The sequence below is a fragment of the Streptomyces sp. NPDC056580 genome (assembly GCF_042793175.1).
Taxonomy (GTDB): Bacteria; Actinomycetota; Actinomycetes; order Streptomycetales; family Streptomycetaceae; genus Streptomyces.
The window spans coordinates 219,949-246,294 of record NZ_JBHTVE010000014.1 but is presented as its reverse complement, the minus strand read 5'-3'; the positions used below and the strand labels follow the sequence as shown (position 1 = coordinate 246,294).

31 protein-coding genes are annotated in these 26,346 nt (G+C 72.9%); 9 read left to right on the top strand and 22 right to left on the bottom strand.

Features of this window, described 5'->3' with window-relative positions:
* Positions 1-15 precede the first annotated feature (15 nt).
* Together ACFQ9Z_RS29625 and ACFQ9Z_RS29620 are read right to left on the bottom strand one after the other, a co-directional pair.
* Positions 16-213 (bottom strand): hypothetical protein, encoded by a 198-nt coding sequence (locus tag ACFQ9Z_RS29625; RefSeq protein ID WP_383025615.1) that lies wholly within the window; start codon positions 211-213, stop codon positions 16-18.
* 85 nt (positions 214-298) lie between these two features.
* A complete protein-coding gene (locus ACFQ9Z_RS29620; protein WP_383025612.1) occupies positions 299-1,198 on the bottom strand; it encodes a hypothetical protein in 900 nt (299 codons plus the stop codon).
* Between the two features lie 100 nt (positions 1,199-1,298).
* Here ACFQ9Z_RS29620 and ACFQ9Z_RS29615 point away from each other — a divergent pair, with 100 nt between their 5' ends.
* The gene (locus ACFQ9Z_RS29615; protein WP_383025609.1) at positions 1,299-1,472 is read left to right on the top strand and encodes a hypothetical protein; all 174 of its coding nucleotides are present in this window, start codon (positions 1,299-1,301) and stop codon (positions 1,470-1,472) included.
* Between the two features lie 53 nt (positions 1,473-1,525).
* On the opposite strand, the gene ACFQ9Z_RS29610 is transcribed toward ACFQ9Z_RS29615, so the two are convergent.
* The 9 genes from ACFQ9Z_RS29610 to mshD form a co-directional block, all read right to left on the bottom strand.
* Positions 1,526-2,170, bottom strand: a complete 645-nt coding sequence (locus ACFQ9Z_RS29610; protein ID WP_383025604.1) for a dihydrofolate reductase family protein — start codon at positions 2,168-2,170, stop codon at positions 1,526-1,528.
* 123 nt (positions 2,171-2,293) lie between these two features.
* A complete protein-coding gene (locus ACFQ9Z_RS29605; protein ID WP_383025602.1) occupies positions 2,294-2,722 on the bottom strand; it encodes an NUDIX hydrolase in 429 nt (142 codons plus the stop codon).
* Between the two features lie 19 nt (positions 2,723-2,741).
* On the bottom strand, positions 2,742-3,866 hold the full coding sequence (locus ACFQ9Z_RS29600) for a CHAD domain-containing protein (protein WP_383025598.1): 1,125 nt from the start codon (positions 3,864-3,866) through the stop codon (positions 2,742-2,744).
* Positions 3,847-6,201 (bottom strand): RNA degradosome polyphosphate kinase, encoded by a 2,355-nt coding sequence (locus tag ACFQ9Z_RS29595; RefSeq protein WP_383025595.1) that lies wholly within the window; start codon positions 6,199-6,201, stop codon positions 3,847-3,849. The genes ACFQ9Z_RS29600 and ACFQ9Z_RS29595 overlap by 20 nt, the downstream gene beginning before the upstream one ends.
* 124 nt (positions 6,202-6,325) lie before the next feature.
* On the bottom strand, positions 6,326-7,180 hold the full coding sequence (locus tag ACFQ9Z_RS29590; protein WP_383025592.1) for a hypothetical protein: 855 nt from the start codon (positions 7,178-7,180) through the stop codon (positions 6,326-6,328).
* On the bottom strand, positions 7,177-8,202 hold the full coding sequence (locus ACFQ9Z_RS29585) for an ABC transporter permease (protein WP_383025589.1): 1,026 nt from the start codon (positions 8,200-8,202) through the stop codon (positions 7,177-7,179). The genes ACFQ9Z_RS29590 and ACFQ9Z_RS29585 overlap by 4 nt, the downstream gene beginning before the upstream one ends.
* Complete coding sequence (locus ACFQ9Z_RS29580; RefSeq protein WP_383025586.1) at positions 8,199-9,095, bottom strand: ABC transporter ATP-binding protein; 897 nt, start codon at positions 9,093-9,095, stop codon at positions 8,199-8,201. The genes ACFQ9Z_RS29585 and ACFQ9Z_RS29580 overlap by 4 nt, the downstream gene beginning before the upstream one ends.
* The gene (locus tag ACFQ9Z_RS29575; protein ID WP_383025583.1) at positions 9,092-9,478 is read right to left on the bottom strand and encodes a GntR family transcriptional regulator; all 387 of its coding nucleotides are present in this window, start codon (positions 9,476-9,478) and stop codon (positions 9,092-9,094) included. The genes ACFQ9Z_RS29580 and ACFQ9Z_RS29575 overlap by 4 nt, the downstream gene beginning before the upstream one ends.
* 114 nt (positions 9,479-9,592) lie before the next feature.
* Positions 9,593-10,519 (bottom strand): mycothiol synthase, encoded by a 927-nt coding sequence (gene mshD, locus ACFQ9Z_RS29570; RefSeq protein ID WP_383025580.1) that lies wholly within the window; start codon positions 10,517-10,519, stop codon positions 9,593-9,595.
* Between the two features lie 308 nt (positions 10,520-10,827).
* Here mshD and ACFQ9Z_RS29565 point away from each other — a divergent pair, with 308 nt between their 5' ends.
* Positions 10,828-12,627 carry a bifunctional metallophosphatase/5'-nucleotidase gene (locus tag ACFQ9Z_RS29565; protein WP_383025577.1) on the top strand — a complete coding sequence of 600 codons (1,800 nt, stop codon included), beginning with the start codon at positions 10,828-10,830 and terminating at the stop codon, positions 12,625-12,627.
* A 294-nt stretch (positions 12,628-12,921) separates the two neighbouring features.
* Here ACFQ9Z_RS29565 and ACFQ9Z_RS29560 read toward each other — a convergent pair whose 3' ends face one another.
* The 6 genes from ACFQ9Z_RS29560 to ACFQ9Z_RS29535 form a co-directional block, all read right to left on the bottom strand.
* Positions 12,922-14,421, bottom strand: a complete 1,500-nt coding sequence (locus ACFQ9Z_RS29560; RefSeq protein WP_383025573.1) for a sensor histidine kinase — start codon at positions 14,419-14,421, stop codon at positions 12,922-12,924.
* Complete coding sequence (locus tag ACFQ9Z_RS29555) at positions 14,418-15,152, bottom strand: response regulator transcription factor (protein ID WP_383025570.1); 735 nt, start codon at positions 15,150-15,152, stop codon at positions 14,418-14,420. Before ACFQ9Z_RS29555 ends, ACFQ9Z_RS29560 begins: the two co-directional genes overlap by 4 nt.
* Positions 15,153-15,243: 91 nt before the next feature.
* Positions 15,244-15,498, bottom strand: a complete 255-nt coding sequence (locus tag ACFQ9Z_RS29550) for a hypothetical protein (RefSeq protein WP_383025565.1) — start codon at positions 15,496-15,498, stop codon at positions 15,244-15,246.
* A gap of 31 nt (positions 15,499-15,529) precedes the next feature.
* Positions 15,530-16,588, bottom strand: coding sequence for a S1C family serine protease (locus ACFQ9Z_RS29545; protein WP_383025562.1), 1,059 nt, complete (start codon positions 16,586-16,588; stop codon positions 15,530-15,532).
* A gap of 181 nt (positions 16,589-16,769) precedes the next feature.
* The gene (locus ACFQ9Z_RS29540; protein ID WP_383025558.1) at positions 16,770-17,795 is read right to left on the bottom strand and encodes a LacI family DNA-binding transcriptional regulator; all 1,026 of its coding nucleotides are present in this window, start codon (positions 17,793-17,795) and stop codon (positions 16,770-16,772) included.
* A 96-nt stretch (positions 17,796-17,891) separates the two neighbouring features.
* The gene (locus tag ACFQ9Z_RS29535) at positions 17,892-18,668 is read right to left on the bottom strand and encodes a winged-helix domain-containing protein (RefSeq protein WP_383025553.1); all 777 of its coding nucleotides are present in this window, start codon (positions 18,666-18,668) and stop codon (positions 17,892-17,894) included.
* Between the two features lie 170 nt (positions 18,669-18,838).
* Here ACFQ9Z_RS29535 and ACFQ9Z_RS29530 point away from each other — a divergent pair, with 170 nt between their 5' ends.
* The 3 genes from ACFQ9Z_RS29530 to ACFQ9Z_RS29520 are packed head-to-tail and all read left to right on the top strand — an operon-like array spanning position 18,839 to position 21,311.
* Complete coding sequence (locus ACFQ9Z_RS29530; RefSeq protein WP_383025550.1) at positions 18,839-19,690, top strand: alpha/beta hydrolase; 852 nt, start codon at positions 18,839-18,841, stop codon at positions 19,688-19,690.
* Positions 19,691-19,738: 48 nt separating this feature from the next.
* Entirely contained in the window at positions 19,739-19,993 is a 255-nt protein-coding gene (locus tag ACFQ9Z_RS29525) for a MoaD/ThiS family protein (protein ID WP_143630894.1), read from the top strand.
* Positions 19,994-19,997: 4 nt separating this feature from the next.
* Positions 19,998-21,311 carry a hypothetical protein gene (locus ACFQ9Z_RS29520; protein WP_383025545.1) on the top strand — a complete coding sequence of 438 codons (1,314 nt, stop codon included), beginning with the start codon at positions 19,998-20,000 and terminating at the stop codon, positions 21,309-21,311.
* Between the two features lie 123 nt (positions 21,312-21,434).
* Here ACFQ9Z_RS29520 and ACFQ9Z_RS29515 read toward each other — a convergent pair whose 3' ends face one another.
* The 4 genes from ACFQ9Z_RS29515 to ACFQ9Z_RS29500 all read right to left on the bottom strand — a co-directional run bounded on the left by ACFQ9Z_RS29515 (position 21,435) and on the right by ACFQ9Z_RS29500 (position 23,767).
* Entirely contained in the window at positions 21,435-21,722 is a 288-nt protein-coding gene (locus tag ACFQ9Z_RS29515; protein ID WP_004986406.1) for a DUF1416 domain-containing protein, read from the bottom strand.
* 55 nt (positions 21,723-21,777) lie between these two features.
* Positions 21,778-22,623: a sulfurtransferase gene (locus tag ACFQ9Z_RS29510; protein ID WP_383025541.1), complete on the bottom strand. Its 846-nt coding sequence runs from the start codon at positions 22,621-22,623 to the stop codon at positions 21,778-21,780.
* Between the two features lie 135 nt (positions 22,624-22,758).
* Complete coding sequence (locus ACFQ9Z_RS29505; protein WP_351055874.1) at positions 22,759-22,839, bottom strand: Ms5788A family Cys-rich leader peptide; 81 nt, start codon at positions 22,837-22,839, stop codon at positions 22,759-22,761.
* Positions 22,840-23,044: 205 nt separating this feature from the next.
* Positions 23,045-23,767, bottom strand: coding sequence for a DUF2993 domain-containing protein (locus ACFQ9Z_RS29500; RefSeq protein ID WP_383025537.1), 723 nt, complete (start codon positions 23,765-23,767; stop codon positions 23,045-23,047).
* A gap of 136 nt (positions 23,768-23,903) precedes the next feature.
* On the opposite strand from ACFQ9Z_RS29500, the gene ACFQ9Z_RS29495 reads away from it, so the two are divergent.
* Together ACFQ9Z_RS29495 and ACFQ9Z_RS29490 are read left to right on the top strand one after the other, a co-directional pair.
* The gene (locus tag ACFQ9Z_RS29495; RefSeq protein ID WP_143630898.1) at positions 23,904-24,164 is read left to right on the top strand and encodes a DUF3099 domain-containing protein; all 261 of its coding nucleotides are present in this window, start codon (positions 23,904-23,906) and stop codon (positions 24,162-24,164) included.
* A 10-nt stretch (positions 24,165-24,174) separates the two neighbouring features.
* Complete coding sequence (locus ACFQ9Z_RS29490) at positions 24,175-24,555, top strand: VOC family protein (RefSeq protein ID WP_383025532.1); 381 nt, start codon at positions 24,175-24,177, stop codon at positions 24,553-24,555.
* Between the two features lie 42 nt (positions 24,556-24,597).
* On the opposite strand, the gene ACFQ9Z_RS29485 is transcribed toward ACFQ9Z_RS29490, so the two are convergent.
* Positions 24,598-24,960 (bottom strand): DsrE family protein, encoded by a 363-nt coding sequence (locus ACFQ9Z_RS29485; protein ID WP_383025529.1) that lies wholly within the window; start codon positions 24,958-24,960, stop codon positions 24,598-24,600.
* 286 nt (positions 24,961-25,246) lie between these two features.
* Between ACFQ9Z_RS29485 and ACFQ9Z_RS29480 the strand changes: the two genes are divergently transcribed.
* A complete protein-coding gene (locus ACFQ9Z_RS29480; RefSeq protein ID WP_383025526.1) occupies positions 25,247-25,822 on the top strand; it encodes an FABP family protein in 576 nt (191 codons plus the stop codon).
* Positions 25,823-25,900: 78 nt separating this feature from the next.
* Positions 25,901-26,338 (top strand): Fur family transcriptional regulator, encoded by a 438-nt coding sequence (locus ACFQ9Z_RS29475; RefSeq protein WP_383025523.1) that lies wholly within the window; start codon positions 25,901-25,903, stop codon positions 26,336-26,338.
* The last annotated feature ends 8 nt before the right edge of the window (positions 26,339-26,346 follow it).

Here is a 26,346-nt window from a genome sequence, read left to right as displayed (position 1 = left end):
TGGGCGCCGCCGCGCTCAGCGCCGGTCCCGGCCGCGGGGGCGGTCGGCGGGTTTCCGCTCCTCGGCCACCCGCAGCACCGCGTCGATGCTCTCCAGGCTCAGCCGGTCCTCGGCGGCCGAGGCGGCGATGATCAGCTCTCCGCACAGTTCGATCTCGGCGAGGGCCACGTGGTCCTGAACTGCCGTACCGCCGAGCGGAGCCACGTGCGTCACCTCGTCTCTGCCGTCACCGACTTCCTAGAGTAGGCAGCGCCCCACACACCGCGCATGGCACGGACGGGCTAGTTCGGCCGGTGCGTCACTGACTAGTGCCCTGACCGGATCTCGTCCCCGGGGCGGGCTCCGCGCCGGTCCCGCTCTCGGCGACGCGGCCCGCGTAGATGTCCCCCGGGCTCGGCAGCCGCACGTCGACGGGGGTGCCGAACCCGTACAGCAGCGTGGTCGAGGTGACCGCCACCGGGGTCTTCTCGCGGCCGTTGACGAAGCTGAAGCGCTGGCGCAGCTTGCGGACGCGGCCGTGGTCGTCGAGGTAGGCGTCGAACGGCACGTCCGCCGTGGCGAACCCCTTGGCGGCCGCGGCCAGGGTCGCCCGGTTGTCCGCCGAGGCGCCGGCCGACGCGCGGGACAGGTCCGCCGTCCCCCGGTAGTGCCGCACCGGGGTGCCCCCCACCTCGGTCCGCCCCACGTACGCCGCCGTGCGCGTGCCGCGCAGCACCTCCGCCGCCGCGTACGGGTCGGTGGCGCCGCCGGTGACCAGGTTGCCGTCGGACAGTCCCGCGGTCTCCACCCGTACCCATTTGTCGGCGGGCACGCCCGCGCCCCGGTTCTTCATGAACAGGGCGCCGGGTGCGAGGAGCTCGGTGATGGGCCGGTGCTCAGGGGTGCCCGCAGGGTCCTCCGGGAGCACCACGGTGAGCCGCCCGAGCCGGTGCCTGAAGTCGTAGCCGCCCTGGCCGCGGATGGTGACCCGGGTGCCGCCGGTCGCCATCTCCATGGACGTGGTGGCCCTGGAACTGCCCGCCTCGCGCAAGGTGCCGGCGGCCCGCCGCAGCACGGCCACCGGGTCGCCGACGGAGCCGTGCGCCCCTTCGGCGGCGGCCCGGTCACCGGTGCACCCGGTGGCGGCCGCCCCGAGTCCGAGCATCACTCCCACCGCGAGGGCGGTCCTTCCCGCGCGCCTGTACTGCCGCCGATCCATCGCGTGAAACCCCCAGCCGGTAGGTCCGTCACGGGCCCCCTGTCTTCCCGGTTAACGACCGGTAGGGAGCACCGTCACGCGCTGCCGTACCGTTGTCACCGTGGTGCAGCAGGACGGGCCGGGGCGAGTCCGGCAGGGGCAGGAACACCTCACTACGACGACCGAGCAGGGCCGCTTCTGCGTGGCACGCTGCAGCTGCGGCTGGCGCGGCCCGGCGCGCCGGGCCCGCAGCCTCGCCAGAGCGGACGCGCAGGCGCACGCGGAGACCGGGTGAAGCGGCCTCCGGCACCAGCGGCGACCGTGCGGCCGGAGCCGGCCGCCCCGGTGTCACCTGCGCCAGAACAGGTGGTGCGTCACGCCGCTCGGGCTGGGCACGACCTCCAGGTGGAACCGGTCGAGCAGCTCGTCGGGGGACTCCCACAGCCGTAGCCCGCGGCCGAGCTCCACCGGCGAGACCGCCACGTGCATGGTGTCGACGAGGCCGGCGTCCAGGAACCGCCGGACGGTGGTGACCCCGCCGCCGAGCCGGACGTCCTTGCCCCCGGCCGCTTCACGCGCCCGTTCCAGGACCGCGGCCGGCTCACCGCCGACGAAGTGGAACGTGGTGTCGGAGAGCGTGAACGACGGACGCTCGTGGTGGGTCATGACGAACACCGGCGTGCGGAACGGGGGCTCCTCGCCCCACCAGCCGCGCCACTCGTGGTCCTGCCAGGGCCCGCGCTGGGGCCCGAACTTGTTGCGGCCCATGATCTCGGCGCCGATGCCGCGGGCGAAGTCCCGGGTGAAGTAGTCGTCGAGGCCGCGGCTCCCGCCGGGATCCGTGCGCATGGGCCAGCTCGCCGTGGCTCCGGCCCAGGCGAACAGCCTCTCGGGGCGGTCGAGGCCGAACGGCCGCTCGAAACTCTGGTGCTCGCCGGCGGCGATCCCGTCGCTCGAGACGTTGAAGTTCATGACCCTCAGCAGTTGGTCCACGTCTGTCCTCCCAAGGTCCTCGGGGTGTCGTCGTGCGGCGGGGCGCCCCACACCATGACGTCGAACGGGAACCGGCGGGATCGACAGCAGCGGCCCGCGGGATTTCTCGCGGGACCCGGCGCGTCAGGTCTCCGTGCGCCGGTCGAGACCGATGACCGCGAGCGCCGCGGAGACCAGTGCCCTGTCCCGTTCGTGGGTCAGACGCCGGCGTGCCTCGTCCGGCGGGAGCCACAACAGCTCGCTCACCTCGTCGTTGGGGACGAAGGCGCCGGCGGTCGACTCGGCGGCCCAGTACCGCACTTCCTTGTCCCGTCCGGTGTGGTCGACGTAGCGGGCGGTCGGCAGGGCCGGACCGGGCCGGCAGGCGTGGCCGGTCTCCTCGGCCACTTCGCGCACGGCGGCCTCGCGCGCCGTCTCCCCCTTCTTGAGCTTCCCCTTGGGCCAGGACCAGTCGGACCACTTGGGCCGGAAGACCAGGGCCAGTTCGATGCCGCCGGAGGACGAGCGGCGCCACAGGACGCAGCCCGCCGCCTCGACCCTGGTGTCGTTCACACCGTCTCCTCGTGGGGTTTCAGGACGCGCCGACCGTCTGCTTCTGCCAGGCCTGCTGGAAGGCGAACCTGGCCGCCTCCACCTCGTGCCGCTGGTCGGCGTGGAGCACGCCCAGCGCGTACGCCGTGGCCGGGGCGATGCGGGGGGTGCGGGCCGCCTGGGCCGCCGCTGCCGCCGCCTCCGAGGCGTCCCGGTGGCGGTTCAGCGCCTGTCCGGCCGTCAGGAGCCCTGCGTCGGCGGGCGAGTTCCCGCCGTGCAGCACCTCGCGGGCGTAGCGGTGCAGGCGCAGCAGCAGGCGGACCTGGTGCCAGGGGCCGTCCTGGGGGTGCGGGGACGGGTCCGGGGACAGGCCGTGGACCAGCGCCTCCGCGTTGTAGGGGTGGCCCGCGGTGAGCAGGGGCAGGGCGGCGACGGCCTGGGTGAGCCGTTCCTCGGCCGCCGTGGCGAGGGGGCGCAGCTCGGCGCCGGGCGCGGCGGGGGCCAGCGGGACTTCGCTGGCGAGTAAGGCCACCTTGTCGGCGACCGCGTGGAAGCGGGAGGAGCCGAGGGCCTGCAGGGCCGCGGAGTGCGCCCGGGTCCGGGCGAGGGTGAGCTGACGGTCCAGCAGGGCCCCCGCCTTGGCCGCGCCGACCGTCAGGTTGCCGCGTTCGGGGGCGGGCGCCGGCCGGGCGGCGCTCGCCCCCGTGTTCAGCGGGACGGGTGCCGGGCCGCCGGCCCGGCCGCCGTTGCGCGCCCCGCCCGCGTCGGTCAGGGCGCCTGCGGCCATCACGGCCACGGGCTGGGCGGGCGGCGCCCCTGCGCCCGAGAGCCGGTTGAGGGCCTGCAGCAGCCGCTCCAGCCGCGCCTCGTAGGCGTGTTCCAGTTTCAGGGTGCCCGACAGCCAGGCCAGCTCCGGGCGCATCTCCTCCGACCAGTCCGGGTCGAGCAGCGGCCGGAAGGTGTGCAGGCTGGCGCTGATGCGGCGGGCCGAGCGGCGCAGCAGCAGTGCCGCGTCGACGGACTCCTCCACGCCGCTCGCGGTGCCGCCGGTCTCCCGGTGCGTGCGCAGCGCGCGGAGGAACTCCGTGGCCCGGGCGCGGAGGTAGCCCGCGAGGGCGTCCGCCGTCACCGCCTGGGCCGTGGGGTCAGGGTGTTGCAGTGCCACGCCGGCGCCTCCGGGCGTCTATGAGCATCTCCTGGATGTTGCGCAGGGGCTGTCCGTCGGCGTCGGTCGCGTGCCGGGTCCACTCGCCGTCGGGGCCGAGGTGCCAGGAGGCGGTGGTGTCGGACATGCCGGTGTCGAGCAGCCGGTTCAGGGTCGCCCGGTGGCCGGGGTCGGTGACCCGGACCAGGGCCTCGATCCGGCGGTCGAGGTTGCGGTGCATCATGTCGGCGCTGCCGATCCACACCTCGGGCTCGCCGCCGTTGCCGAAGGCGAACACCCGGGAGTGCTCGAGGAAGCGGCCGAGGATGGAGCGGACCCGGATGTTCTCCGACAGGCCCGCGACGCCGGGGCGGACGGCGCAGATGCCGCGCACCCACACGTCCACCGGCACGCCGGCCTGCGAGGCGCGGTACAGCGCGTCGATGACCGCCTCGTCCACCATGGAGTTGACCTTGATGCGCACGAAGGCCGGACGGCCCGCCCGGTGGTGCTGGACCTCCTTGTCTATCCGCGCTATCAGGCCGTCCCGCAGGGACTTGGGGGCGACGAGGAGTCGGCGGTAGGTCTCGCGGCGGGAGTAGCCGGACAGCCGGTTGAAGAGGTCGGAGAGGTCCGCGCCGACCTGCGGGTCGGCCGTCAGCAGGCCGAGGTCCTCGTACAGCCGGGCCGTCTTCGGGTGGTAGTTGCCGGTGCCGACGTGGCTGTAGCGGCGGAGGGTCTCGCCCTCCTGGCGGACCACGAGGGACAGCTTGCAGTGCGTCTTCAGGCCGACCAGGCCGTAGACCACGTGGCAGCCGGCCTCCTCCAGCTTGCGCGCCCACTTGATGTTGGCGTGCTCGTCGAAACGGGCCTTGATCTCGACCAGGACGAGGACCTGCTTGCCGGACTCGGCGGCGTCGATGAGCGCGTCGACTATCGGGGAGTCGCCGGAGGTGCGGTACAGGGTCTGCTTGATGGCCAGGACGTCCGGATCGGCGGCCGCCTGCTCCAGGAAGGCCTGCACGGAGGTGGAGAAGGAGTCGTACGGGTGGTGCAGCAGCACGTCGCGGACGCGCAGTGCGGCGAAGATGTCCGGCGCGGTCGCCGACTCCACCTCGGCCAGGTCGCGGTTGGTGCCCGCGACGAACTTCGGGTACTTCAGCTCCGGCCGGTCGAGGCTGTGGATGCGGAAGAGGCCGGTGAGGTCCAGCGGACCGGGCAGCGGGTACACCTCGGCCTCGGAGATCTTCAGCTCGCGGACCAGCAGGTCCAGCACCTCGCGGTCGATGGACTCCTCGACCTCCAGACGCACCGGCGGCCCGAAGCGGCGCCGCATGAGTTCCTTCTCCAGGGCCTGGAGCAGGTTCTCGGCGTCGTCCTCCTCGACCTCGAGGTCCTCGTTGCGGGTGAGCCGGAAGGCGTGGTGCTCCAGCACCTCCATGCCCGGGAACAGCTCCTCCAGGTGCGCGGCGATGACGTCCTCGAGCGGGACGTAGCGGCCCGGGGCGGCCTCCAGGAACCGGGACAGCAGCGGCGGCACCTTCACCCGCGCGAAGTGCTTGTGGCCGCTGACCGGGTTGCGCACGACGACGGCCAGGTTCAGCGAGAGGCCGGAGATGTACGGGAACGGGTGCGCGGGGTCGACGGCCAGCGGGGTCAGCACCGGGAAGATCTGGTGCCGGAAGAGCGTGAAGAGGCGGGCCTGCTCCTTCTCGGCCAGCTCGTTCCAGCGGACCAGGTGGATGCCCTCGTCGGCGAGCGCCGGGGCGACGTCCTCGTGGTAGCAGGCGGCGTGCCGGGCCATCAGCTCGCGCGAGCGGGCCCAGATCATCTCCAGCACCTCGCGCGGCTGCAGGCCGGACGCGGAGCGGGTGGCGACGCCGGTGGCGATGCGGCGCTTCAGGCCGGCCACCCGGACCATGAAGAACTCGTCCAGGTTGCTGGCGAAGATCGCCAGGAAGTTGGCGCGCTCCAGCAGGGGCGTGTTCGGGTCCTCGGCCAGTTCCAGGACGCGCTCGTTGAAGGCGAGCCAGCTCCGCTCCCGGTCGAGGAAACGGCCCTGGGGCAGCGGGGCCCCTTCGCCCGGCGCCTCCTCGTACCCGTCGAGGTCGGCGTCGAGGTCGGGTTCCAGGTCGGAAACGGTCGCCGCGACGGTATGCGACCGGTGCGCGGCGATGGAGCCCACGGAGGGCTGCGTGTGCTGGGCCTCTGCCTGGGTGTCTTGCTGACTCATGACACCATTCTTCCGCGCCATACGCGAGACAGGCGCGTCGGAACGTGCGGGCGGGAGTGTCACGGCCCCGTTCCCCGCGGGCCCCTCGGGGGGCGGCGAAGGCTCTGGCACGACGGGCTTCATTGGCCGAGCGTAAAAAGCCAGTCTGAATCGATGGTTACGGCGACATGACGTCCCGGATAGCGGGGGGCGGCTCCCGGATGCGCGTCCCTCCCCCCGTGGAAGGGACGCACACCCGGGCGCCGGGTCAGGCGGCCCGGCGGCGCAGCACCAGGAAGGCGGCCGTCGCGGCCAGCGTGGTCAGGGCCAGCACGACGCCCGTCTCCACCAGGTGCAGGGGCCAGAAGTGGGACGCGGGGTGGTAGACGGCGAAATCGCCGCCGGCGTTCCGTCCCCGGTTCACCTGCCAGGCGCTCGCGGGCAGCGCGAACGGTTCCGGGGAGGTGCGGGTGAGGGCCGGCCACAGGTCCGCGCGGTAGTGGGCGAGCACCGTGTTGACCAGCCACATCGCGGCGACGGAGGCGCCGAGCGCGGCCAGCGTCCGGCGCAGCAGCAGCGCCGCGAGGGTGCCGGTGGCCAGCGCGCACAGGCCGTACGCCACCGTGAGCGGGCCGCGGGCCACGAAGACGTCGCCGGTGGACCAGTGGTCGCCCATGAGGGAGCGGTGGGCTCCCCAGCCCCAGCGGTACATCAGCACCAGGACGGTGCCGCCGGCCGTGACGGCGAGGGCCGGCAGGGCGAGCTTGGCGGTCAGCCAGCGGGTGGGCGTGACGCCCTGGGTCCAGGCGAGGCGGGCGGTGCCGGACTCCAGTTCCCGGCCGATGAGCGCGCCGCCCGTGAAAGCCGCGACGGCCAGGAAGCTGTAGCAGACGAGGGTGCCGATCCAGCCGGTCGGCTCGCTGTAGCCGAGGCCGGTGAAGGCGTCGCGGCACAGGTCGGTGTGGCGGCAACGGGCCAGGGACTCGGTGACGGAGCCGGCGGTGACCTCGTTCAGCCACACCAGCCAGCCGGTCAGGGCGGCGACGGCGGCCGCCCACACCAGCAGGGCGGTGCGGTGCAGCCGCAGCACGGTGCGGGGCAGGCCCTGCAGGGCGGCGCTCACGCGGCGGCCTCCCGTCCGGCCCGCGGCGACCCGGACAGGCGCCGGAGCGAGCGGAACGCGGCCAGGGTGGCCAGGGCGGCGACGAACAGCAGGAAGGCGCTGGTGGTGAGCTGGAGCGGCCAGTAGTGGGAGGCGGGGTGGTAGGTGTGGAACCAGCCGACGGCGCCCTGCTCGCGGAACTGCCGCGCGCACCCTTCCGTGGTGGCGGCGTAGCACTCGGGTTCGGGGATGTGCCCGCCATCGCGGGTGACCAGGCCCTTCGCGACCTCCACGCCGGAGTAGGGGGCGGCGTAGCCGTGGTCGAGGCCGGTCACGCGGGTGACGGCCGGCCACAGGCGGGGCATGAGCCACTGCGCCAGGCCCCAGACGCCGCCGGTCACGACGACGGAGACGGCGAGCGCGGGCAGGGCGCGGCCCAGGACCAGCCCGGTGAGGGCGCCGGCGGCCAGGGCGGCCAGCGCCAGGGCGACGGTGGTGGGGCCGTTGGTGTGGAAGGTCCACAAGTCGTACCAGTTCTTGGCGGTGTCGACGCGGCCGTCGGCGGCCGACCAGGCCCGGCGGTGCAGGAACACCAGCAGGCTCGTCCCCGCGGTGACCGCCGCGGCGGGCAGCGCGAGACCGGTCGCAAGCCAGCGGACGGGCGTGACGCCCTGGGTCCAGGCCAGGCGGGCGGTGCCGGCCTCCAGCTCGCGGCCGGTGAGGGCGGCGCCGGCCCAGGCGGCCACGAGGAACGGCAGCGCGGCCAGGGACAGCGTGAGGTAGTTGTAGACGTCCTTGTACCGCAGGATCGCGTCCTGGTCGTAGGGGCACTTCTCGGACCATTCGCAGGCGTCGTACTGCCGCCAGCCCTCGGCCGCCGCGTCGGTGAGCGGTCCGGCGAGCCACAGCAGCAGCGCGGCGCCGAGGATCACCAGGCCGGTCCAGACGGCGAGCGCCGGGCGGTGCAGACGCAGCAGCCAGCGGGCCGGCCGGGGCCGCGCGGCGGGGGTCCGGACGGCGGCCGGTGCGGTGGTGGCGGTCACGCGGCACTCTCCTCGGTCGCTGCCGGAGCGGTGGTGAGGGCGGGGGCCTGCGGGTTGCGCAGGTGGGCGAGGACCAGTTCCTCCAGGGTGGGCGCCGAGGCGTGCCAGCCGCCGTCGAGCGGTCCGGCCGGGCGGATCAGCGCCGTCCGCTGGCGGCCGGTGACCCGGGACTCGACCACGGTGTGCGCGTCCAGGTCCGCCTGCCCGGCGGGTCCGCTGACCCGGAGGTGGGCGGCGAGCAGGTCGTCGATCTCGCCGGCCAGCCGGATGCGGCCGCCGCCGACCAGCAGCAGGTGGTCGCAGGAGTCCTCCAGTTCGGCGACCACGTGCGAGGACATCACGATCGTGGTGCCGTACTGGGCGGCCTCGGCCATCAGGGTGCCCATCAGCTCGTGCCGGGCGAGCGGGTCCAGGTCGGCCATCGGCTCGTCCAGCAGCAGCAGTCCGGGCCGCTTGCCGAGCGCCAGGGCGAGCGCGACCCGGGTGCGCTGGCCGCCGGACAGCGACCGTATGCGGGCCCCGGGGTCGAGCGGGCCGGCGGCCACGATCCGTCCGGCGGTCTCCGCGTCCCAGTGCTCCGGGTTGAGGTCGGCGCCCATGGCGAGCGTCTCGGCGACCGTGAGCTGGGGGTACAGCGGCTTGTCCTGGGCGACGTAGCCCACCCGGGCGCGGGCGGCGGCGGGCGTGGCGCCGAGCACCGTCAGCCGGCCCTCGGTGGGCGGGAGCAGTCCCGCGGCGAGGGCGAGCAGCGTCGACTTGCCGGCGCCGTTGGGCCCGACGACGGCGCACACCCGCCCGGCGGGCAGCCGGAAGCCGCACTCGCGCAGCGCCCAGCCTCCCCTGCGCCCGAAGCGCTTGCCGAGGCCGGTGGCCTCCACAGCCGTGTCGCTCATGAACGTTCTCCCTGGAAGTGCTTGTCGAGTACGGCGGTGAACAGAGCCGCCACGTCGTCCCGGTCCAGGCCCGCCCCGGCGGCCCGCGCCGTCCACTCCTCCAGCTCCGCCCGCAGGGGGGAGTCGGCCGGGGCGGCGCCCAGCGAGCGGCGGACGAAGGTGCCGAGTCCGCGCCGTGCCTCGACCAGGCCCTCCCGCTCCAGCTCGCGGTAGGCCTTGAGGACGGTGTTGGGGTTGATGGCGGTGGCCTCGACGACTTCGCGGGCCGTCGGCAGCCGGTCGCCCGGGCGAAGCAGGCCGAGCCGGAGGGCCTGTTTGGTCTGCTGGACGATCTGGACGTAGGTGGCGACCCCGCTGTGCCGGTCGATGCGGTATTCGACCACGCGTAGAACCACCCTTTCACTAATTGAGTAGTGAAAGGGTGTTGCAAGAGAGGGGTGGCCGTCAAGCCGGCCACCCCTCGGGTCCGCGCCGGGCGTCTCCTGACGCCCCGTTCGTCAGGTCTCGGTGCGGTACATCAGGTCGGTCTCGTACGTGGTGAAGCCCAGCCGCTCGTACACCGCGACCGCCGCCTTGTTGTCGGCGTCCACGTACAGCATGGCCGTCGGCAGCCCCTGCGCCGCCAGGTGCCGCAGGCCGATCATGGTCAGGGCCTTGCCGAGGCCGCCGCCCTGCTCGCCCGGCCGGACCCCGAGCACGTACACCTCGCCGAGCGCCTCCTCGGCGTGCACCTTGGTCCAGTGGAAGCCCACCAGCTCCCCGCGCCGCTCCGCCAGGAAGAACCCGGCCGGGTCGAACCACGGCAGGGCCTTGCGGTCGTCCAGGTCGCGCTGGGTCAGCGAGCCCTGCTCGGGATGGTGCGCGAACGCCGCCGCGTTGACCGCGAGCCAGGCCGCGTCGTCCTTGCCGGGCACGAACGGCCGCACGCTCACGCCCTCCGGCAGCACCGGCTCGGACAGCTCCGGGTCGGTCAACGGCCGCCGCATCTGGCGCAGTTCACGGAACAGGGTGAGGCCGAGCACCTGGGCGAGATGACGGGCGGCGGAGTGCCCGCCGTGCGCCCACACCCGCAGCCGCTTGCCCGAGGCGGCGAGCAGCGCCGAGCCCAGCGCCCGCCCGTGCCCGTGCCCGCGGTGCGCCGGGTGGACGACCAGTTCGGCGGCCGGCGCCTCCACCGGGTCGGTGTCCTCCAGCTGGCCGTAGCCGACCAGTTCGTCTCCGGCGGTCAGCAGCAGGTGCGAGACGCCGTCGCGCGGGCCGCCGCGGAGCTGGAGCCGGCCCTGCTCGGACACCGGCTGCTGCCCGTCGACGCGGGCGGCCTCGGCGAGCAGTCCGAGCACGGCCTCGGCCTGGTCCGGGTCGAGCGCGGAGAGGGTCTCGATGGAACGGGAGGGGACCGGCCGTGCGGTGTCGTCGCTGCTCATGCGTACGAGGGTACGGGGCGGCCGCGGCGAAGTCCCGGTACCGCGGGAGAGCGGGGCCGCGGCACCACCCGGGGGGGAGTCCCCGGCGTCCGGGGAGGGAAGTCCCGATGTCGCGAAGGGGGGAAGGTCGGCGTCGCGAAGGGGGAAGGTCGGCGCCGCGAAGGGGGATGGTCGGCGTCGCGAGGAAAAAGGACGGCAAAGGGAAACCAGGACGTAACCACGAACCCCCTGTCGCGCTACGCGCGTTGACCTTAGGCTGCGCGGCGAACGGGGGCCATGTGCCCCAGCCCGACCCTCAGGGGGGTTTCATGTCAGCCGCACCCCGGCGCACCAGACGCAGGACCTACGGCCTCCTCGCCACCACCGCCGCCCTCGCCACGGCCGCCGGCCTGGCCGCCGCCCTGCCCGCGCAGGCGCACACCGGCAAGGACGGCCACGGGGCCGGCCACTCCGGCCGCTACCAGGACGTCCAGCTCCTGTCCTTCAACGACCTGCACGGCAACCTGGAGCCCCCGTCCGGTTCCTCCGGCCGGGTCACCGAACTCCAGGCCGACGGGACGACGAAGACGATCGACGCGGGCGGCGCCGAGTACCTCGCCACCCACCTGCGCCAGGCCCGCCAGGGCCACCCGTACTCCATCACCGCGGCCGGCGGCGACATGGTCGGCGCCTCCCCGCTGCTGTCCGGGCTCTTCCACGACGAGCCGACCATCGAGGCGCTCAACAAGCTGAAGCTGGACGTCACCTCGGTCGGCAACCACGAGTTCGACGAGGGCGCGAGGGAACTGGCCCGCCTGCAGAACGGCGGCTGCCACCCCACGGACGGCTGCTACACCGACAAGAAGTTCGAGGGCGCCGACTTCCCGTACCTCGCCGCCAACGTCCTCGACGACAAGACGGACCGGCCGATCCTGAAGCCCTACTGGGTCTGGAAGAAGAACGGCGTCAAGATCGGCTTCATCGGCGTCACGCTGGAGGGCACCCCGAACATCGTCTCCGCCGACGGCGTCAAGGGCCTGAAGTTCAAGGACGAGGCGGAGACGATCAACAAGTACGCCAAGGAGCTGCAGAGCCAGGGCGTCCAGTCGATCGTGGCCCTGATCCACGAGGGCGGCTACCCCGCCTCGGGCTCGTACAACTACGACTGCGACTCCGCGGGCGCGGGCTCCGGCATCTCCGGCCCGATCGTGGACATCGCGAAGAACGTCACGCCGGCCGTCGACGCGCTGGTCACCGGTCACACCCACAACGCCTACGTCTGCACCGTCCCGGACCCGTCGGGCCGGCCCCGCATGGTCACCTCCGCGGCCTCCTTCGGCCGCCTGTACACGGACACCACGCTCACCTACGACCGCGGCACCGGCGACATCGTGCGCACGGCCGTGAAGTCCGCGAACCACGTGGTGTCCCGGGACGTCCCCAAGGCGGCGGACATGACCGAGCTGATCTCGAAGTGGAACACCCTGGCCGCGCCGATCGGCAACCGGTCCATCGGCTACATCTCCGGTGACGTCAACAACACCGGCACCGAGTCCCCCATGGGCGACCTCATCGCCGACGCGCAACTCGCCCACGGCAAGGAGCTGGACCCGAAGACCAGCCTCGCCCTGATGAACCCGGGCGGTGTGCGCGCGGGTCTGACCTACGCGGCCAAGGGCGCCGAGGGCGACGGAGTGGTCACCTACGCCGAGGGCTTCACGGTCCAGCCCTTCGCCAACACCGTGAACCTCCAGGACTTCACCGGCGCCCAGCTCGTCCAGGTGCTCAAGGAGCAGGTGAGCGGCGCCAACGCGGCCGTCCCGAAGATCCTCCAGCCCTCGGCCGGCCTCACCTACACGCTGGACATGACCAAGTCGGGCGCGGACCGCGTGGTCACCGACTCCATCCGGCTGAACGGCTCCGCCATCGACCCGGCGGCCACCTACCGTGTCGCCACCAACAGCTTCCTGGCCGGCGGCGGCGACGGGTTCCCGACCCTGGGGCAGGGGACGAACGACCTGGTCGGCAGCGACGACCTGGCCGCGCTGGCGAACTACCTGACGGCCAACTCCTCGGCCGCCAACCCGATCGCACCGCCGACGGCGGACCGCATCACGATCGTGCGGTAGCCGGCGGTCCCGTGACTTCTATGTGAGTACTCTGCTGGTTCCGAAATGACCCTGAGAATTGATCTCGGGGTCATTTCATCGAGGCCTCAGCGGAACTGGATCTCCGTTCCGGGGCGCCCGGGAGCGCGGCCCGGCTGTGCAGGGGCGGCCACGGCGGAGCACCCGAACGCGACGGCCGCCGAGAAGGCGCGTGCGCTGCGGGGGAGCGAGCGGGATGAGGGAGGCGGGCGGCGTGATCAGCCTCGGCGCGCGAGCGCGGCGCTCGCCCCGGCCGCCACGCCCATGACCGTTCGGCTACGCCCGACCCTGGCCGGCGGAGAGGTCCGGCGGCGCCGTGGCCGCGCCCGGGAGGCGGATCGTGGCGGTCGTGCCGCCGCCCTCCGCCCGGGTCAGGGAGACCGCGCCGCCCGCCTGCTGGACCGTGCGGGCCACGATGGACAGGCCGAGACCGGAGCCCGGCAGGGCGCGGGCGCTGGGCGAGCGCCAGAACCGGTCGAAGACGTAAGGGAGTTCGTCGGCGGGGATGCCGGGACCGTGGTCGCGGACCGTCAGGACGCCCTCGGTGAGACCGACCTCGACCGTGCCGCCCTCCGGGCTGAACTTCACCGCGTTGTCCAGGACGTTGACCACCGCCCGCTCCAGCGCGGACGGCTCCGCGCGGACGTACCAGGGCTCCAGGTCGGCGGTGATGGTCAGCTCCGGGCCGCGCAGCCGGGCTCGGAGCAGGGCCGCCTCGACGGTGTCCTGGAAGGACACCACCTGGACGCGCTCACCGCGCTGGCCCTCCGAACGCGACAGCTCCTGGAGGTCACCGATCAGCGCGGCCAGTTCCGTCATCTGCGCCTTCACCGAGGCGAGCAGCGCCTTGCGGTCCTCCGGGGGCAGCGGGCGGCCCGTCTCCTCGCTGCGGGTGAGCAGTTCGATGTTGGTGCGCAGCGAGGTGAGCGGGGTGCGCAGTTCGTGACCGGCGTCCGCGATGAGCTGCTGCTGGAGGTCGCGGGAGCCGGCCAGCGCGGTGGTCATCGAGTTGAAGGACCGTGAGAGCCGGGCCACCTCGTCCTCGCTGTCGTCGTCGACGGGGATGCGGATGCCCAGGTCCTCGGTGCGGGCCACGTGCTCCACGGCCTCGGTGAGCTTGTCGACCGGGCGCAGTCCCGCCCGGGCCACCGCGAGTCCCGCCGCGCCGGCCCCGACCACCCCGATGCCGGAGACGAGGAGCAGGATCAGGGCGAGGTCCTTCAGCGTGTCCTGGGTGTTCTTCAGCGGTATGGCGACCATCAGGGCCGTGTTCGGGTACATCTGGGGCTGTGTCCCGGGCCCCGGGCTGAACGTCAGCGGCTGGGTCAGCACCCGCACCGCCTTGCCCCCGGAGTCGGTGCCGTCGCGCAGGACGCCGTCGTGCAGCAGGCCGACGTGGTTGTCGGCCCGGGCGATGACGTCGGTGTCCGTGGAGGTGGTCCTGACCCGGCCCGCGGAGTTGGAGGACACACAGGCGGTGCCGTCCTTCTTCACGAGCTGGATGTAGTAGTAGTTGCCGTGGGCGCGGAAGTCGCCGAGTCCGGCGTCGCCGGGTGTCTGCGGGCACGACTCGAGGGTGGAGACGATGTTCACCAGACGCTGCGGCTCGGAGACCTTCTGCAGATCGGTGTCGACCTGGTCGTACAGCTTGCGCTGCACGATGAACCAGCAGGTCACCGACACCGCCGCCACCGCGAACGCCACCGCCGCCGCCACCAGCATCGCCAGCCGGGCCCGGATCGGCAGTGCCTGGTAGCGGCGCACCACGCGCCTCACTCGGCGCCGCCCTGCCGCAGCACGTACCCGACGCCCCGGACGGTGTGCACGAGCCGCGGCTCGCCGCCCGCCTCGGTCTTGCGGCGCAGGTACATGACGTAGACGTCCAGGGAGTTGGAGGAGGGCTCGAAGTCGAAGCCCCACACGGCCTTGAGGATCTGCTCACGGGTGAGGACCTGGCGCGGGTGGGCCATGAACATCTCCAGGAGTGTGAACTCCGTGCGGGTCAGCTCCACCTGCCGGCCGCCCCGGGTGACCTCCCGGGTGGCGAGGTCCATGCGCAGGTCGCCGAAGGTCAGCGCCTCGTCCGCCCGGGCCTCGGCCGACACGTCGGCCGCGTACGAGCTGCGCCGCAGCAGCGCGCGGATCCGGGCGAACAGCTCGTCCAGCTCGAACGGCTTGACCAGGTAGTCGTCGGCGCCGGCGTCCAGCCCCGTCACCCGGTCGCCCACCGTGTCGCGGGCCGTGAGCATCAGGATCGGGGTGGTGTCCCCGGCGCCCCGGATCCGGCGGGCCGCGGTCAGGCCGTCCATGCGGGGCATCTGGATGTCCAGCACGACCAGGTCCGGCCGGTAGGCGACCGCCTTCTCCAGGGCGTCCGCGCCGTCGACCGCGACCTCCGTGCCGTACCCCTCGAAGGCGAGGCTGCGCTGCAGTGCCTCACGCACGGCGGGCTCGTCGTCGACGATCAGGATGCGCTGGGGGTCACGGTCGCCTTCGGCGGGGCTCATCGCTCGCGGTTCCTCGGGGTGCGGTGGATCGGGTGGACGGGGTGCCTCTCAGCCTCGCACGCCGGAGGGCCGTGGGGCACGCACGCCGGGCTCAGGAGCCCTGCATGCTCAGGCTGCGGCCCGTGCCCAGCTGGTGCACCGTGCTCAGTCGGCGCAGCGGCACCTTGCGGCGGTGCGGACGGTCGGCGGAGGTGCGCAGGCCCATCAGCTCCGGGGCCGGCACCGCGACCTCGGGGACGCGGGGGGCGGCTTGGGGGGCGTGCAGCTCGGACGCGACCGCCAGGGGGAGGGCGAGGGCGGCCGGGCCGGTGCCGGTGACGTCGTGGCGCGAGACCTGAGTGATCATGACGTGCTCCCTGCTGTGCCGGGTGGGTCGTTCAGCTGGTCGAGCCGGACCGCAGCTTGGCGAGGTCTGACTTGACGGTGTTGACGGGGATCGCGAAGCCGAGTCCGACGCTGCCCGCGTCCGAGGACGAGGAGGCCTGCGAACTCGACGAGTACATCGCGGAGTTGATGCCGACGACCTGGCCGCTCGCGTCGATCAGCGCGCCGCCGGAGTTGCCGGGGTTCAGCGAGGCGTCGGTCTGGATCGCCTTGTAGGTCGTCGTGGAGGAGCCGGTGTCGCCGTTGAACTGGCGGCCGCCGAACTGGAACGGCCACTGGCCGCCGTCGCCCTGGCCCTGGTTCTGGCCCTGGCTCTCGTCGGTGGAGACGGTCACGTCCCGGTCGAGCGCGGAGACGATGCCGCTGGTGACGGTGCCGGTCAGGCCCTCGGGGGAGCCGATGGCGACGACCGAGTCGCCGACCTTGACGTCGGAGGAGTCGCCCAGCGCCGCGACCGAGAGCCCGGAGGCGCCCCGCAGCTTGATCAGCGCGAGGTCCTTGGAGCTGTCGGTGCCGACGACGTCGGCGGTGTAGCTCTTGCCGTCGCTGGTGCGCACCTTGATCGAGGAGGCGCCGGAGACCACGTGGTTGTTGGTGACGATCTCACCGCCGGAGGTGACGACCACGCCGGAGCCGGTGGACGAGCCGTTGCCGAGGGCCGCCTGGATCTCGACGACGCTCGGGCTCACGGCCGCGGCGATCGCGGCGACGTCGCCCCGCTTGCTCGAGGGGACCACGGTGGTCGTGGTGCCGGCCGAGACGACCGTGTCCTTGCCGGTCAGTTCCTGGAAGGCGTAGGCGGTGCCGCCGCCGACCGCGGCCGCCACGATCGCCACCGCCGCGAGCAGTGCTATCGGACCCCGGGTGCGCTGCCTGGCCGGTCCGGCGGCCGGCTCGGCGCCCGGCGCCGTGACGGTGGCCGCCGCGGGCTCGTACGGCGGCGGGGGCGGCCACTCGGGGTTCACGGGAGCGGAGTGGACGTGCTGCTGGGAGTAGGGGTCCTGGCGGCCTTCGTACTCGTGCTCGCCGCTGCGGCGGATGCTCTCGGTCATGACATTGAGCATGTCCGGCGACCATGAGAGCCGCCTGAGTGCTCCCTGAGAAGCCCGGCAGAACCTCGTTTGCCCGATATGAGGACGCTTCCGGCGGCCGGGGCCCGTCGCGGGAGCGGCCCTCGGGGCGGGCTCTCACCCGCCTCTCGGACAACCGCCGGAACCCTGGGCGGGAGCGGCCTCAGCCGGAGCAGCCGCAGGACGTGCGCACCACCAGCCGGGACGGGAACGTCTTCAGCCGCTCGCGCCGGGACCCGGCGACCCGCAGCCCGTCGTCCAGTACCAGGTCCACCGCGGACCGGGCCATCGCCGAGCGGTCCGAGGCGACCGTGGTCAGCGGCGGGTCGGCGAGGGCCGCCTCCTTGATGTCGTCGAACCCGGCCACCGCCAGTTCGCCGGGCACGTCGATGCGCAGCTCGCGCGCGGCCCGCAGCACGCCGATCGCCTGGTCGTCGGTGGAGCAGAAGACCGCGGGCGGCCGGTCGGGCCCGGAGAGCACCTCCAGGGCCACGCGGTAGGCGTCGTAGCGGTTGTACGGCGCCTCGAACAGGCGGCCCTCGGTGGGGATGCCCGCCTCGTCCATCGCCCGCTTCCAGCCCTCGACGTGGTCGGAGACCGGGTCGCCCACGGCCGGCGTCTGGGCCGTGCCGCCCACGCAGGCCACGTACTCGTAGCCGTGCTCCAGCAGGTGCCGCACGGCGAGCTGGGCGCCGCCCAGGTCGTCGGTGACGACGGCGACGTCGTCGATGGCCTCGGGGCGCTCGTGCAGCAGCACCACCCGGGCGTCCCAGGCGTCGATCTCGGCGGCGGCGAGGTCGTTCAGGGCGTGGGAGACCAGGATGAGGCCGGAGACCCGCATGCCGAGGAACGCGCGCAGGTAGTGGACCTCGCGCTCGGCGATGTAGTCGGTGTTGCCGACGAGGACCATCTTCCCGCGCTCGGAGGCGGCCTGCTCGACCGCGTGCGCCATCTCCCCGAAGAAGGGCTGGCGGGCGTCCGGGATGATCAGGCCTATCAGGTCCGTCCGGCGCGAGGCCATGGCCTGGGCGACCCGGTCCGGCCGGTACCCCAGTTCCTTGATCGCCGCGAGGACACGCTCGCGCGTGGCCGGGGCGACCGGCCGGGGTCCGTTGTTGATGACATAACTGACGACGGCTGTGGAGGTCCCAGCCAGCCGTGCCACGTCATCGCGAGTCACCTTCGCCACGCGCGGAGTCTACGCGGATTGACCCGCTCTGGGCAGGGCGTTTCGGATCCCGGCCGTGCGTCGGTGACACTCCGCCCGGGACCCCTCCGCGCCCGGCTAGGCGTCCGCGTGGATCTCGGCGGTGTCGAGCACCGCCGAAGTGTCTGCTTCGTCCGCCTTCGCCCGGTCGGCCTTGGCCTTGTGCTCCTCCGAGCGGTCGCCCTTCTCCGGGGTGACGAAGCGGTAACCGACGTTGCGTACGGTTCCGATCAGCGACTCGTGCTCAGGGCCGAGCTTGGCGCGCAGCCGCCGTACGTGCACGTCGACGGTGCGGGTGCCGCCGAAGTAGTCGTAGCCCCACACCTCCTGCAGGAGCTGGGCGCGGGTGAAGACCCGGCCGGGGTGCTGCGCCAGGTACTTCAGCAGCTCGAACTCCTTGAAGGTCAGGTCCAGGACCCGGCCCTTGAGCTTGGCGGAGTAGGTCGCCTCGTCCACGGAGAGGTCGCCGTTGCGGATCTCCATGGGGGAGTCGTCGTTGACGATCTGCTGCCGGCCCGTGGCCAGCCGGAGGCGCGCCTCGACCTCGGCCGGGCCCGCGGTGTCCAGCAGCACGTCGTCGATGCCCCAGTCGGCGGTGACGGCGGCCAGGCCGCCCTCGGTGACGACGAGGACCAGGGGGCAGCCGGGGCCGGTGGAGCGCAGGAGCTGGCACAGGCTGCGCACCTGCGGCAGGTCGCGGCGCCCGTCGACGAGGATGACGTCGGCGCCGGGGGTGTCGACGAGGGCCGGGCCCTCTGCCGGGGCGACCCGCACGTTGTGCAGCAGCAGGCCCAGCGCGGGGAGCACCTCCGTCGACGGCTGGAGGGCGTTGGTCAGGAGCAGCAGAGAACTCATACGTCTGGTTCCTCCTCGGTCCCTGCGAGGACATGTGCGGTGCGGAACTGCTCTGCGATCCCGAAGGCCCCGTACACCCGCGTCTCCCGCTTCGTATACAACGCTTCCGAAAGCACAAAAGGACCCGGGGGCTGCGCTGCCCGAGTCCTCTGCCAAGCAGAATAGCCCACATGAGCAACCGTCCGTCAGGTCATGCGGCCCGTTCCACCGTTCGTCCGAATCACGAGACGGCCGGACGGGCGCCTATCCGGACGTATCTACGCACGTCGGACGGAATCGCCGTCGATTCCGTATACGATCCGGGCCCGGCCGTATACGAAGCGTCCCCGGACACCGCCCCGGCGCCCTCCGCCGCCCCCGTCTTCGTGATCGCCCACGGCTTCACCGGGGACGTCGACCGGCCGCACGTGCGCAGGGCGGCCGGCGTGCTCGCCCGCCACGGCGCCGTCGTCACCTTCTCCTTCCGCGGCCACGGCGCCTCGGGCGGCCGGTCCACGGTCGGCGACAAGGAGGTGCTCGATCTGGCCGCGGCCGTGGAGTGGGCGCGCGGCCTCGGGCACGCGCGCGTGGTGACCGTCGGCTTCTCCATGGGCGGCTCGGTGGTCCTGCGGCACGCGGCCCTGCGGCCCGGCACGGTGGACGCGGTGGTCGCGGTCAGCGCCCCCGCCCGCTGGTACTACCGGGGCACCGCCCCCATGCGCCGGCTGCACTGGCTGGTCACCCGCCCCGCGGGCCGCCTGGTCGGCCGCTACGGCCTGCACACCCGCATCCACCACCGGCACTGGGACCCGGTGCCGCTCTCCCCGGTCGAGGCGGTGCCCGCGATCGCGCCGGTCCCGCTGCTGATCGTGCACGGCGACCGCGACGGCTACTTCCCGCTCGACCACCCCCGGATGCTGGCCGAAGCGGCCGGTGAGCACGGCGAACTCTGGGTGGAGCCCGGCATGGGCCACGCCGAGAACGCGGCCGGCGACGCCCTGCTGGGCCGGATCGGGGAGTGGGCCCTGCGCCGGGCGGGCTAGCCTGACACCACTACTTTCCCTGTTGTCCGCCGTCGATAGAGGAACCAGATGCCCAAGGTCACGGTCCGCTACTGGGCCGCAGCCAAGGCCGCGGCCGGGGTCGGCGACGAGCCGTACGACGCGGCCACGCTCGCCGAGGCGCTCGACGCGGTGCGCGAGCGACACCCCGGCGAACTCACGCGCGTACTGCTGCGTTGCTCCTTCCTCGTCGACGGTGACCCCGTCGGGACCCGCGCGCATGAGACGGTACGGCTGGCCGAGGGCGGCACGGTCGAGGTGCTCCCGCCGTTCGCAGGAGGATGAGGCGATGAGCGACCAGCCGTACCAGGGCGGGCCGTACGAGCAGTACGACCCGCACGGGCAGCAGCCGTACCAGCAGCATCCGCAGCACCAGCACCAGCACCAGCAGCCGCAGGAGCACCAGCACCAGCAGCCGTACCAGCCGCAGGAGCACCAGCAGGCCTGGGCCGGCCACGAGGGGTACGCACAGCCGGGTCACGACGCCGAGCTCACCCAGCAGTGGCAGGGGCAGACGTGGGAGACGCAGACCCACGCGCCGGTCCGGCCCGATGCCGCGTACCCGCTGCCGCCCGAGCAGCAGGCGTACCAGCAGCCGCACCACGCGGCCCAGCACCACCACCAGGCCGCCGAGCCGTACGCGCCGCAGCCGATGCACCAGCCGCAGCAGCATGCGCACGTCCAGCCGCAGCCGTACGCCCAGCAGCACGCGCACGCCCAGCAGCCCGCGGCGCCCGCGGCGCCCGAGGCCACCCGGGCGCCTGAGGCCGTCCCCGCGCCGGAGACCGCCGCCGGGGCCGGTGCGGAGCCCGGTTACGGTCCCGCCACCCTGGCGGGCAACAGCCGCGTCACCGACGCCCAGCGGGCCCGCCTGGAAGGGCGTTCCCCGATCATCGAGCCAGGCCTCCAGCCTGCGCTGCTCACCGCGCTGCTGGGCCTGCTGCTGGCCGCGGCGGCACCCGTCGGCCCGTACGCCCTCGTCGTACCGATGGTGCTGCTCCAGGCCGTGACGGCCGCGGGCTGGTTCCGGCTGAACGGCATGTGGCCCGCCAGGCAGGGCATCGCGCTGGCCTTCGCGGGCGCGCTCAGCGCGGACGTGGCGGTGCTTGCCGCGGGCCGCGACCACGCGCCCGCGGCGATCCTCGGCCCGCTCGGCGTCTGGGTCCTGCTCGCCCTCGTCATCCAGCTCCGTTCGCACGCCTCGCCCGACGAGCGGATGTACGGCCTGATGGCGACGGTCGCCTCGACCGCGCTTTCGGTGCTGGCCACCGGCTACCTCGGCGCGGGCCCGCACGCGGTGTCGGTGGGCGCGGCGGCGGTCGCCGTGGCCGTCGTGGCCCGCGCCCTGCCGCTGCCGACGCCGGCCTCGGTCGTGGTCGCCGTGCTGGCGGCGGCCGGTGCGGGCATCGCGGTGGGCGGCATGACCGGCCTGGGCGCGAAGGGCGCGGCCCTGGGCGCGGCGGCCGGCGTCTGCGCGCTGATCGGCCACCGGGTCGCCGCGTACGACTACCCGTCCCGCTTCGTGCACTTCACGGCCGGTGTCGCGCTGCCCCTCTCGGCGGCGGCGCCGGTGGTGTGGATCCTGGGGCGGGCGCTCGGCTAGCCGGCCCGTCCCGCCGCGTCGCCCCGGACGCGCGGACATGCCGAAGGGCCGCATCCCCCTGGCGTCCAACCCAGGGATGCGGCCCTTCGCCGTCACCGAGCCCGTTCGGGCCCCTCGGTCCGCTCAGACCGCGATGGCCACCTCGGCCAGCCCGCCCTGCTGGGCGACGACCGTGCGGTCGGCCGTGCCACCGGGCACCAGCGCGCGGACGGTCCAGGTGCCCTCGGCCGCGTAGAAGCGGAACTGGCCCGTGGCGGAGGTGGGCACCTCCGCGGTGAACTCGCCGGTCGAGTCCAGCAGACGGACGTACCCCGTCACCGGCTCGCCGTCGCGGGTCACCTGACCCTGGATGGTGGTCTCACCGGGCTTGATCGTCGAGGCGTCCGGGCCGCCGGCCTTCGCTCCACACATGCGTCTCTCCGTAAGGGGTCTGACCAGAAGGTCGGTCGGGAAGGGTTGGTTGCGGTTACTTGCCGGAGCCGAGCTCGATCGGCACGCCGACCAGGGAGCCGTACTCGGTCCAGGAGCCGTCGTAGTTCTTGACGTTCTGCACACCGAGCAGCTCGTGCAGCACGAACCAGGTCAGGGCCGAGCGCTCACCGATGCGGCAGTAGGCGATGGTGTCCCTGGCGAGGTCCACGTCCTCCTGGGCGTAGAGCTCGCGCAGCTCGTCGTCCGACTTGAAGGTGCCGTCGTCGTTGGCGTTCTTCGACCACGGGATGTTCGCGGCGGTCGGCACGTGGCCCGGCCGCTGCGACTGCTCCTGCGGCAGGTGGGCCGGGGCGAGCAGCTTGCCGGAGAACTCGTCGGGCGAGCGGACGTCGACCAGGTTCTGCACGCCGATCGCGGCCACGACGTCGTCGCGGAAGGCGCGGATCGTGGTGTCCTGCGGCTTGGCCTTGTACTCGGTCGCGGCGCGCTCGGGCACCTCGTCGCCGTCGACCAGCTCGCGGGCGTCCAGCTCCCACTTCTTGCGGCCGCCGTCGAGGAGCTTGACGTTCTCGTGGCCGTACAGCTTGAAGTACCAGTAGGCGTAGGACGCGAACCAGTTGTTGTTGCCGCCGTAGAGGATCACCAGCGTGTCGTTGGCGATGCCCTTCTTCGACAGGAGCTTCTCGAAGCCCTCCTGGTCGATGAAGTCACGACGGACCGGGTCCTGCAGGTCCTTGGTCCAGTCGATGCGGATCGCGTTCCTGATGTGGTTCTTCTCGTAGGCGGACGTGTCCTCGTCCACCTCGACGATGGCGACGTTCGGGTCGTCCAGGTGCTCCTGGACCCAGTCCGCGTCTACGAGGACGTCGCTGCGGCTCATGCTCTTTCTCCTCCGGGGCAGTTACGGCGGGGCGTACGAGTGCGTGGGTGCGGGCGCTCGGCTGCGAGCGGCGCACGGGTGCCCTTCGAAACAGGGCCGTGGGGAACGCGGGGGCCGGGGGCGGCCGCTACCGCTTCAGAAAGGGCGACAGAGCATGGCGGCAACGCGGCACAGGTCCACTGCCCGCCGCTTCGTGAGATCCGCCTGTCGCCTCATGGGTCCGATCGTAGGGACGTCCGGGTGGACGTGTCACCGGCGTGTCGCATTATGAGACGCGATCGTCCGGATTCTGGGACCTGGGAGCATCCGGGCCGTCGCCGCACGGTCCCCGGGACGCTCGCCGTGGTCGACGCATCTGGCGTACGGACGCGGGTGTCTCGCCTGGCGGACACCCCGGGTGTCGTCGCGGCCGGCTGTCGTACTACCGCGCGAGCTTGACGTCCGAACCCTTCACGCTGATCTCCACCCCGTTCGGGGTGGCCCGCACCGTGTCCAGCTCGATCCCGCCGGGCAGCCTGTCGATGGCCTGCTGGAAGTCCGTGACCGAGCGGATCAGGCCCTCGGCCAGGTCGAGGCCGCCGAAGCGGGGCACGCCGTCGGCCGTGATCCGCACCTTGTCGTCCCGGACGGTGACCGAGCTGAGCAGGTGGATCGTGGCCAGCCCGGAGACCTTCACGGCCAGCTTGACCTTGCCGTTCCCGCCGTCCGACAGGCCGACCACCTGGGCCGTGAGCCCGAGGCCGAGCGGGGTGGGCTCGGACTTCGCCGCCTTCAGCAGCTCGTCGTAGGCGATGGTCGCCGTGCCCGTCGCGTGGGCCGCGGTGGCCGAGCTGTAGTCGCCGGAGAAGGTCACGCCCCTCATGTCGGCGCTGAGGTCGTCGATCCGGATGGTCCGCGAGCCCTGGCCGGTGGCCGCCTCGTAGTCCCTGACGCCGATCTCGACGTCGTCCAGCTCGCCGCCCGCCAGCTGGGTGAGGAACGGGAAGCCCTTGATGGAGACGTCGGGGGTGCTCGACAGGTTCTCGGCGGTCCTCAGCCTGTCGGCCACCTCGCCCTGGGCGAAGTGCACCGCGACCCGGTCCACGACCACGAACAGCACGCCGAGGACCAAAAGGAGGATCAGCAGTATTCGCAGGGCGCGCATGGCGGTGTCCCCCCGGGTCGGCTGGTGGCGCGGTGGCCTGGACACGCCACGGTAACCGTGCGGGGCGGGGCGGGCGGAACTTTGTCGACCAGTTGTGACAGCGGCGGGACCGGGCCCCGGGCCCTACCCTTGAAGCATGCTCGCCCGGCGACGGCACACCTACTTCGCCATGATGGGGACCTGCATCGGCCTCTTCGTCCTGGCGTGGGGAGTGGTGCGCCTGTGGTCGGTCCCGGCGGCCGTGGGCATGTGCGTGGTGGCCATGGTCATCCCGCCGGTCGCCGCCGTGATCGCGAACCGGCGGGGCCCGGACGACCGCTGGTGGGACGACCCCTCCGGCGACCCGAAGTCCGACGAGTGGTGGGACGAGCTGGACGGCCGCAAACGCCGCAGGTAGGGGGGCCCGCATGGCATCCGCACGGCTGTCCACGGTGGTCCTCGACGCGCCGGACGCGCATGCGCTGGCCGGCTTCTACCTGCGCCTGCTCGGCTACGTCGTACGCGCCGAGGAGCCCGACTGGGTGCTCATCGGGCCGCCGGGCGGCGGCACCGCGCTGTCGTTCCAGACGGAACCCGGGTACGTCCCGCCGGTCTGGCCCGGCCGTGCGCCGGGCGGCCAGCAGATGATGCTGCACCTCGACATCGAGGTCGACGACCTGGCGAGCGAGACCGCACGCGCGCTCGCAGAGGGCGCGACGCTCGCCGAGCACCAGCCGCAGTCCGATGTCCGGGTCCTGCTGGATCCCGCCGGGCACCCCTTCTGCCTGTGGACCCGGCAGGGGGAGTGAACCGCATGGGACGCGGCCCCGGAGACCGGCCGCAGCGCGGTCTCAGTAGACGAGCGCCTGGGTCCCGTCGGCCAGCGCCTCCTGCACGAACACCTGCGCGCCCGCGATCCGTACGCCCTCCACGACGTCCTTCTCGGTGATCTCGCGCCGGGCCGCGCACTGCGTGCACAGCGTGATGCGGCCCGCGGCGAGGATCGACTCGATCAGGTCCGGCAGCGGCGCGGCGTGCGGCAGTTCGAACTCCGCGGCCCGCCCGGGCAGCGCGAACCAGGACGACTCCCCGGTCAGCCACAGCGAGACCTCGACCCCGCTGGCGACGGCGACCGCCGCCACCGTGAACGCCTGCGAGCAGCGCTCGGGGGCGTCGGCCCCGGCAGTCACCTTGATCACGAGCTTCTTCGCCATGGCCGAATCGTAGACAACACCGGTGCCGGCGCGGAGCCGGCCGCCCGGCCGGACGCCGGAGTGCCTTCCGAGGGCCCACCTCGGAAGGAGGGCCGGGGCCCGGCCGCGTAAGCTGGGCCCCGGCTCTGTCGTACGCCCACCCTCGCTCAAGGAGCACCCGTGGAGATCTTCTTCGAAACCCTGCTGGTCCTGGTCTGCGTCGGCGTTCTCGCCTTCGCCGGTCTGACCGTGAAGAAGCTGTACCAGGGCCAGCGCTGACCACTCCCACCCAGGAACTCTGCCGATCATGATCGAGATCCCGTCCGACCTGCACAAGGACCTCGTCCCGCTCGCCTTCCTGCTCGGCAACTGGGCCGGCGCGGGCGTGCACGACTTCCCCGGCTCGGAGAAGTGCAACTTCGGTCAGGAGGTCACCTTCAGCCACGACGGCCGGGACTTCCTGGAGTACCACTCCCGCACCTGGGTGCTGGACAACGACGGCAACAAGGTCCGCCCGCTGGAGTCGGAGTCCGGCTTCTGGCGGATCGACGCCGAGCGCCGGGTAGAGGTGACGATGACCCGCGACGACGGCGTCGTCGAGATCTGGTACGGCCGGATGGCCGACAAGAAGCCGCAGATCGACCTGGTCTCCGACACCGTCGCCCGCACCCCCGACGCCCCGCCCTACAGCGGCGGCAAGCGGCTTTACGGCTACGTGAAGAGCGACCTGATGTGGGTCGGCGAGAAGCAGACCCCCGAGGTCGAGCTGCGCCCCTACATGTCGGCGCACCTGAAGAAGGTCGTCACCCCGGAGGACGTCGAGCGCTGGGCCAAGGCCCTGCCCGACGACATGCCGGACGACGGCATCGCGTTCTTCAAGTAGGCCCCGGCCGTCCGGCAGGCCCGCTCCGGGCCTGCCGGCCAGTGAGCCGGGCCGGCCGGTGGCTCTAGACTTTCCGGTGTGGTGAGCACCGACTGGAAGAGCGACCTCAGGCAGCGCGGCTACCGGCTCACGCCGCAGCGGCAACTCGTGCTCGAAGCCGTGGACACCCTGGAGCACGCGACGCCCGACGCCATCCTCGGCGAAGTGCGCAAGACCGCCTCCGGGGTCAACATCTCCACCGTCTACCGCACGCTGGAGCTGCTCGAGGAGCTCGGCCTGGTCAGCCACGCCCACCTCGGCCACGGTGCGCCCACCTACCACCTCGCCGACCGCCACCACCATCTGCACCTGGTGTGCCGGGACTGCGAGAACGTCATCGAGGCGGACGTGGACGTGGCCGCGGACTTCACGGCCAAGCTGCGCGACCAGTTCGGCTTCGACACCGACATGAAGCACTTCGCGATCTTCGGGCGCTGCAAGGACTGTTCCCTGAAGAGTTCAACTACCACGACGTAGGCTTGTTC

What these genes read in the sequence shown, in the direction of transcription:
- ACFQ9Z_RS29620 (WP_383025612.1), bottom strand. Translation starts at nt 1,198, where the DNA reads ATGGATCGGCGGCAGTACAGGCGCGCGGGAAGGACCGCCCTCGCGGTG.
- ACFQ9Z_RS29595 (WP_383025595.1), bottom strand. Translation starts at nt 6,201, where the DNA reads ATGAAGCCCGTCGTGCCAGAGCCTTCGCCGCCCCCCGAGGGGCCCGCG.
- ACFQ9Z_RS29580 (WP_383025586.1), bottom strand. Translation starts at nt 9,095, where the DNA reads ATGAGCGACACGGCTGTGGAGGCCACCGGCCTCGGCAAGCGCTTCGGG.
- mshD (WP_383025580.1), bottom strand. Translation starts at nt 10,519, where the DNA reads ATGAGCAGCGACGACACCGCACGGCCGGTCCCCTCCCGTTCCATCGAG.
- ACFQ9Z_RS29565 (WP_383025577.1), top strand. Translation starts at nt 10,828, where the DNA reads ATGTCAGCCGCACCCCGGCGCACCAGACGCAGGACCTACGGCCTCCTC.
- ACFQ9Z_RS29555 (WP_383025570.1), bottom strand. Translation starts at nt 15,152, where the DNA reads ATGAGCCCCGCCGAAGGCGACCGTGACCCCCAGCGCATCCTGATCGTC.
- ACFQ9Z_RS29550 (WP_383025565.1), bottom strand. Translation starts at nt 15,498, where the DNA reads ATGATCACTCAGGTCTCGCGCCACGACGTCACCGGCACCGGCCCGGCC.
- ACFQ9Z_RS29545 (WP_383025562.1), bottom strand. Translation starts at nt 16,588, where the DNA reads ATGACCGAGAGCATCCGCCGCAGCGGCGAGCACGAGTACGAAGGCCGC.
- ACFQ9Z_RS29535 (WP_383025553.1), bottom strand. Translation starts at nt 18,668, where the DNA reads ATGAGTTCTCTGCTGCTCCTGACCAACGCCCTCCAGCCGTCGACGGAG.
- ACFQ9Z_RS29530 (WP_383025550.1), top strand. Translation starts at nt 18,839, where the DNA reads ATGAGCAACCGTCCGTCAGGTCATGCGGCCCGTTCCACCGTTCGTCCG.
- ACFQ9Z_RS29525 (WP_143630894.1), top strand. Translation starts at nt 19,739, where the DNA reads ATGCCCAAGGTCACGGTCCGCTACTGGGCCGCAGCCAAGGCCGCGGCC.
- ACFQ9Z_RS29520 (WP_383025545.1), top strand. Translation starts at nt 19,998, where the DNA reads ATGAGCGACCAGCCGTACCAGGGCGGGCCGTACGAGCAGTACGACCCG.
- ACFQ9Z_RS29515 (WP_004986406.1), bottom strand. Translation starts at nt 21,722, where the DNA reads ATGTGTGGAGCGAAGGCCGGCGGCCCGGACGCCTCGACGATCAAGCCC.
- ACFQ9Z_RS29510 (WP_383025541.1), bottom strand. Translation starts at nt 22,623, where the DNA reads ATGAGCCGCAGCGACGTCCTCGTAGACGCGGACTGGGTCCAGGAGCAC.
- ACFQ9Z_RS29505 (WP_351055874.1), bottom strand. Translation starts at nt 22,839, where the DNA reads ATGAGGCGACAGGCGGATCTCACGAAGCGGCGGGCAGTGGACCTGTGC.
- ACFQ9Z_RS29500 (WP_383025537.1), bottom strand. Translation starts at nt 23,767, where the DNA reads ATGCGCGCCCTGCGAATACTGCTGATCCTCCTTTTGGTCCTCGGCGTG.
- ACFQ9Z_RS29495 (WP_143630898.1), top strand. Translation starts at nt 23,904, where the DNA reads ATGCTCGCCCGGCGACGGCACACCTACTTCGCCATGATGGGGACCTGC.
- ACFQ9Z_RS29490 (WP_383025532.1), top strand. Translation starts at nt 24,175, where the DNA reads ATGGCATCCGCACGGCTGTCCACGGTGGTCCTCGACGCGCCGGACGCG.
- ACFQ9Z_RS29485 (WP_383025529.1), bottom strand. Translation starts at nt 24,960, where the DNA reads ATGGCGAAGAAGCTCGTGATCAAGGTGACTGCCGGGGCCGACGCCCCC.
- ACFQ9Z_RS29480 (WP_383025526.1), top strand. Translation starts at nt 25,247, where the DNA reads ATGATCGAGATCCCGTCCGACCTGCACAAGGACCTCGTCCCGCTCGCC.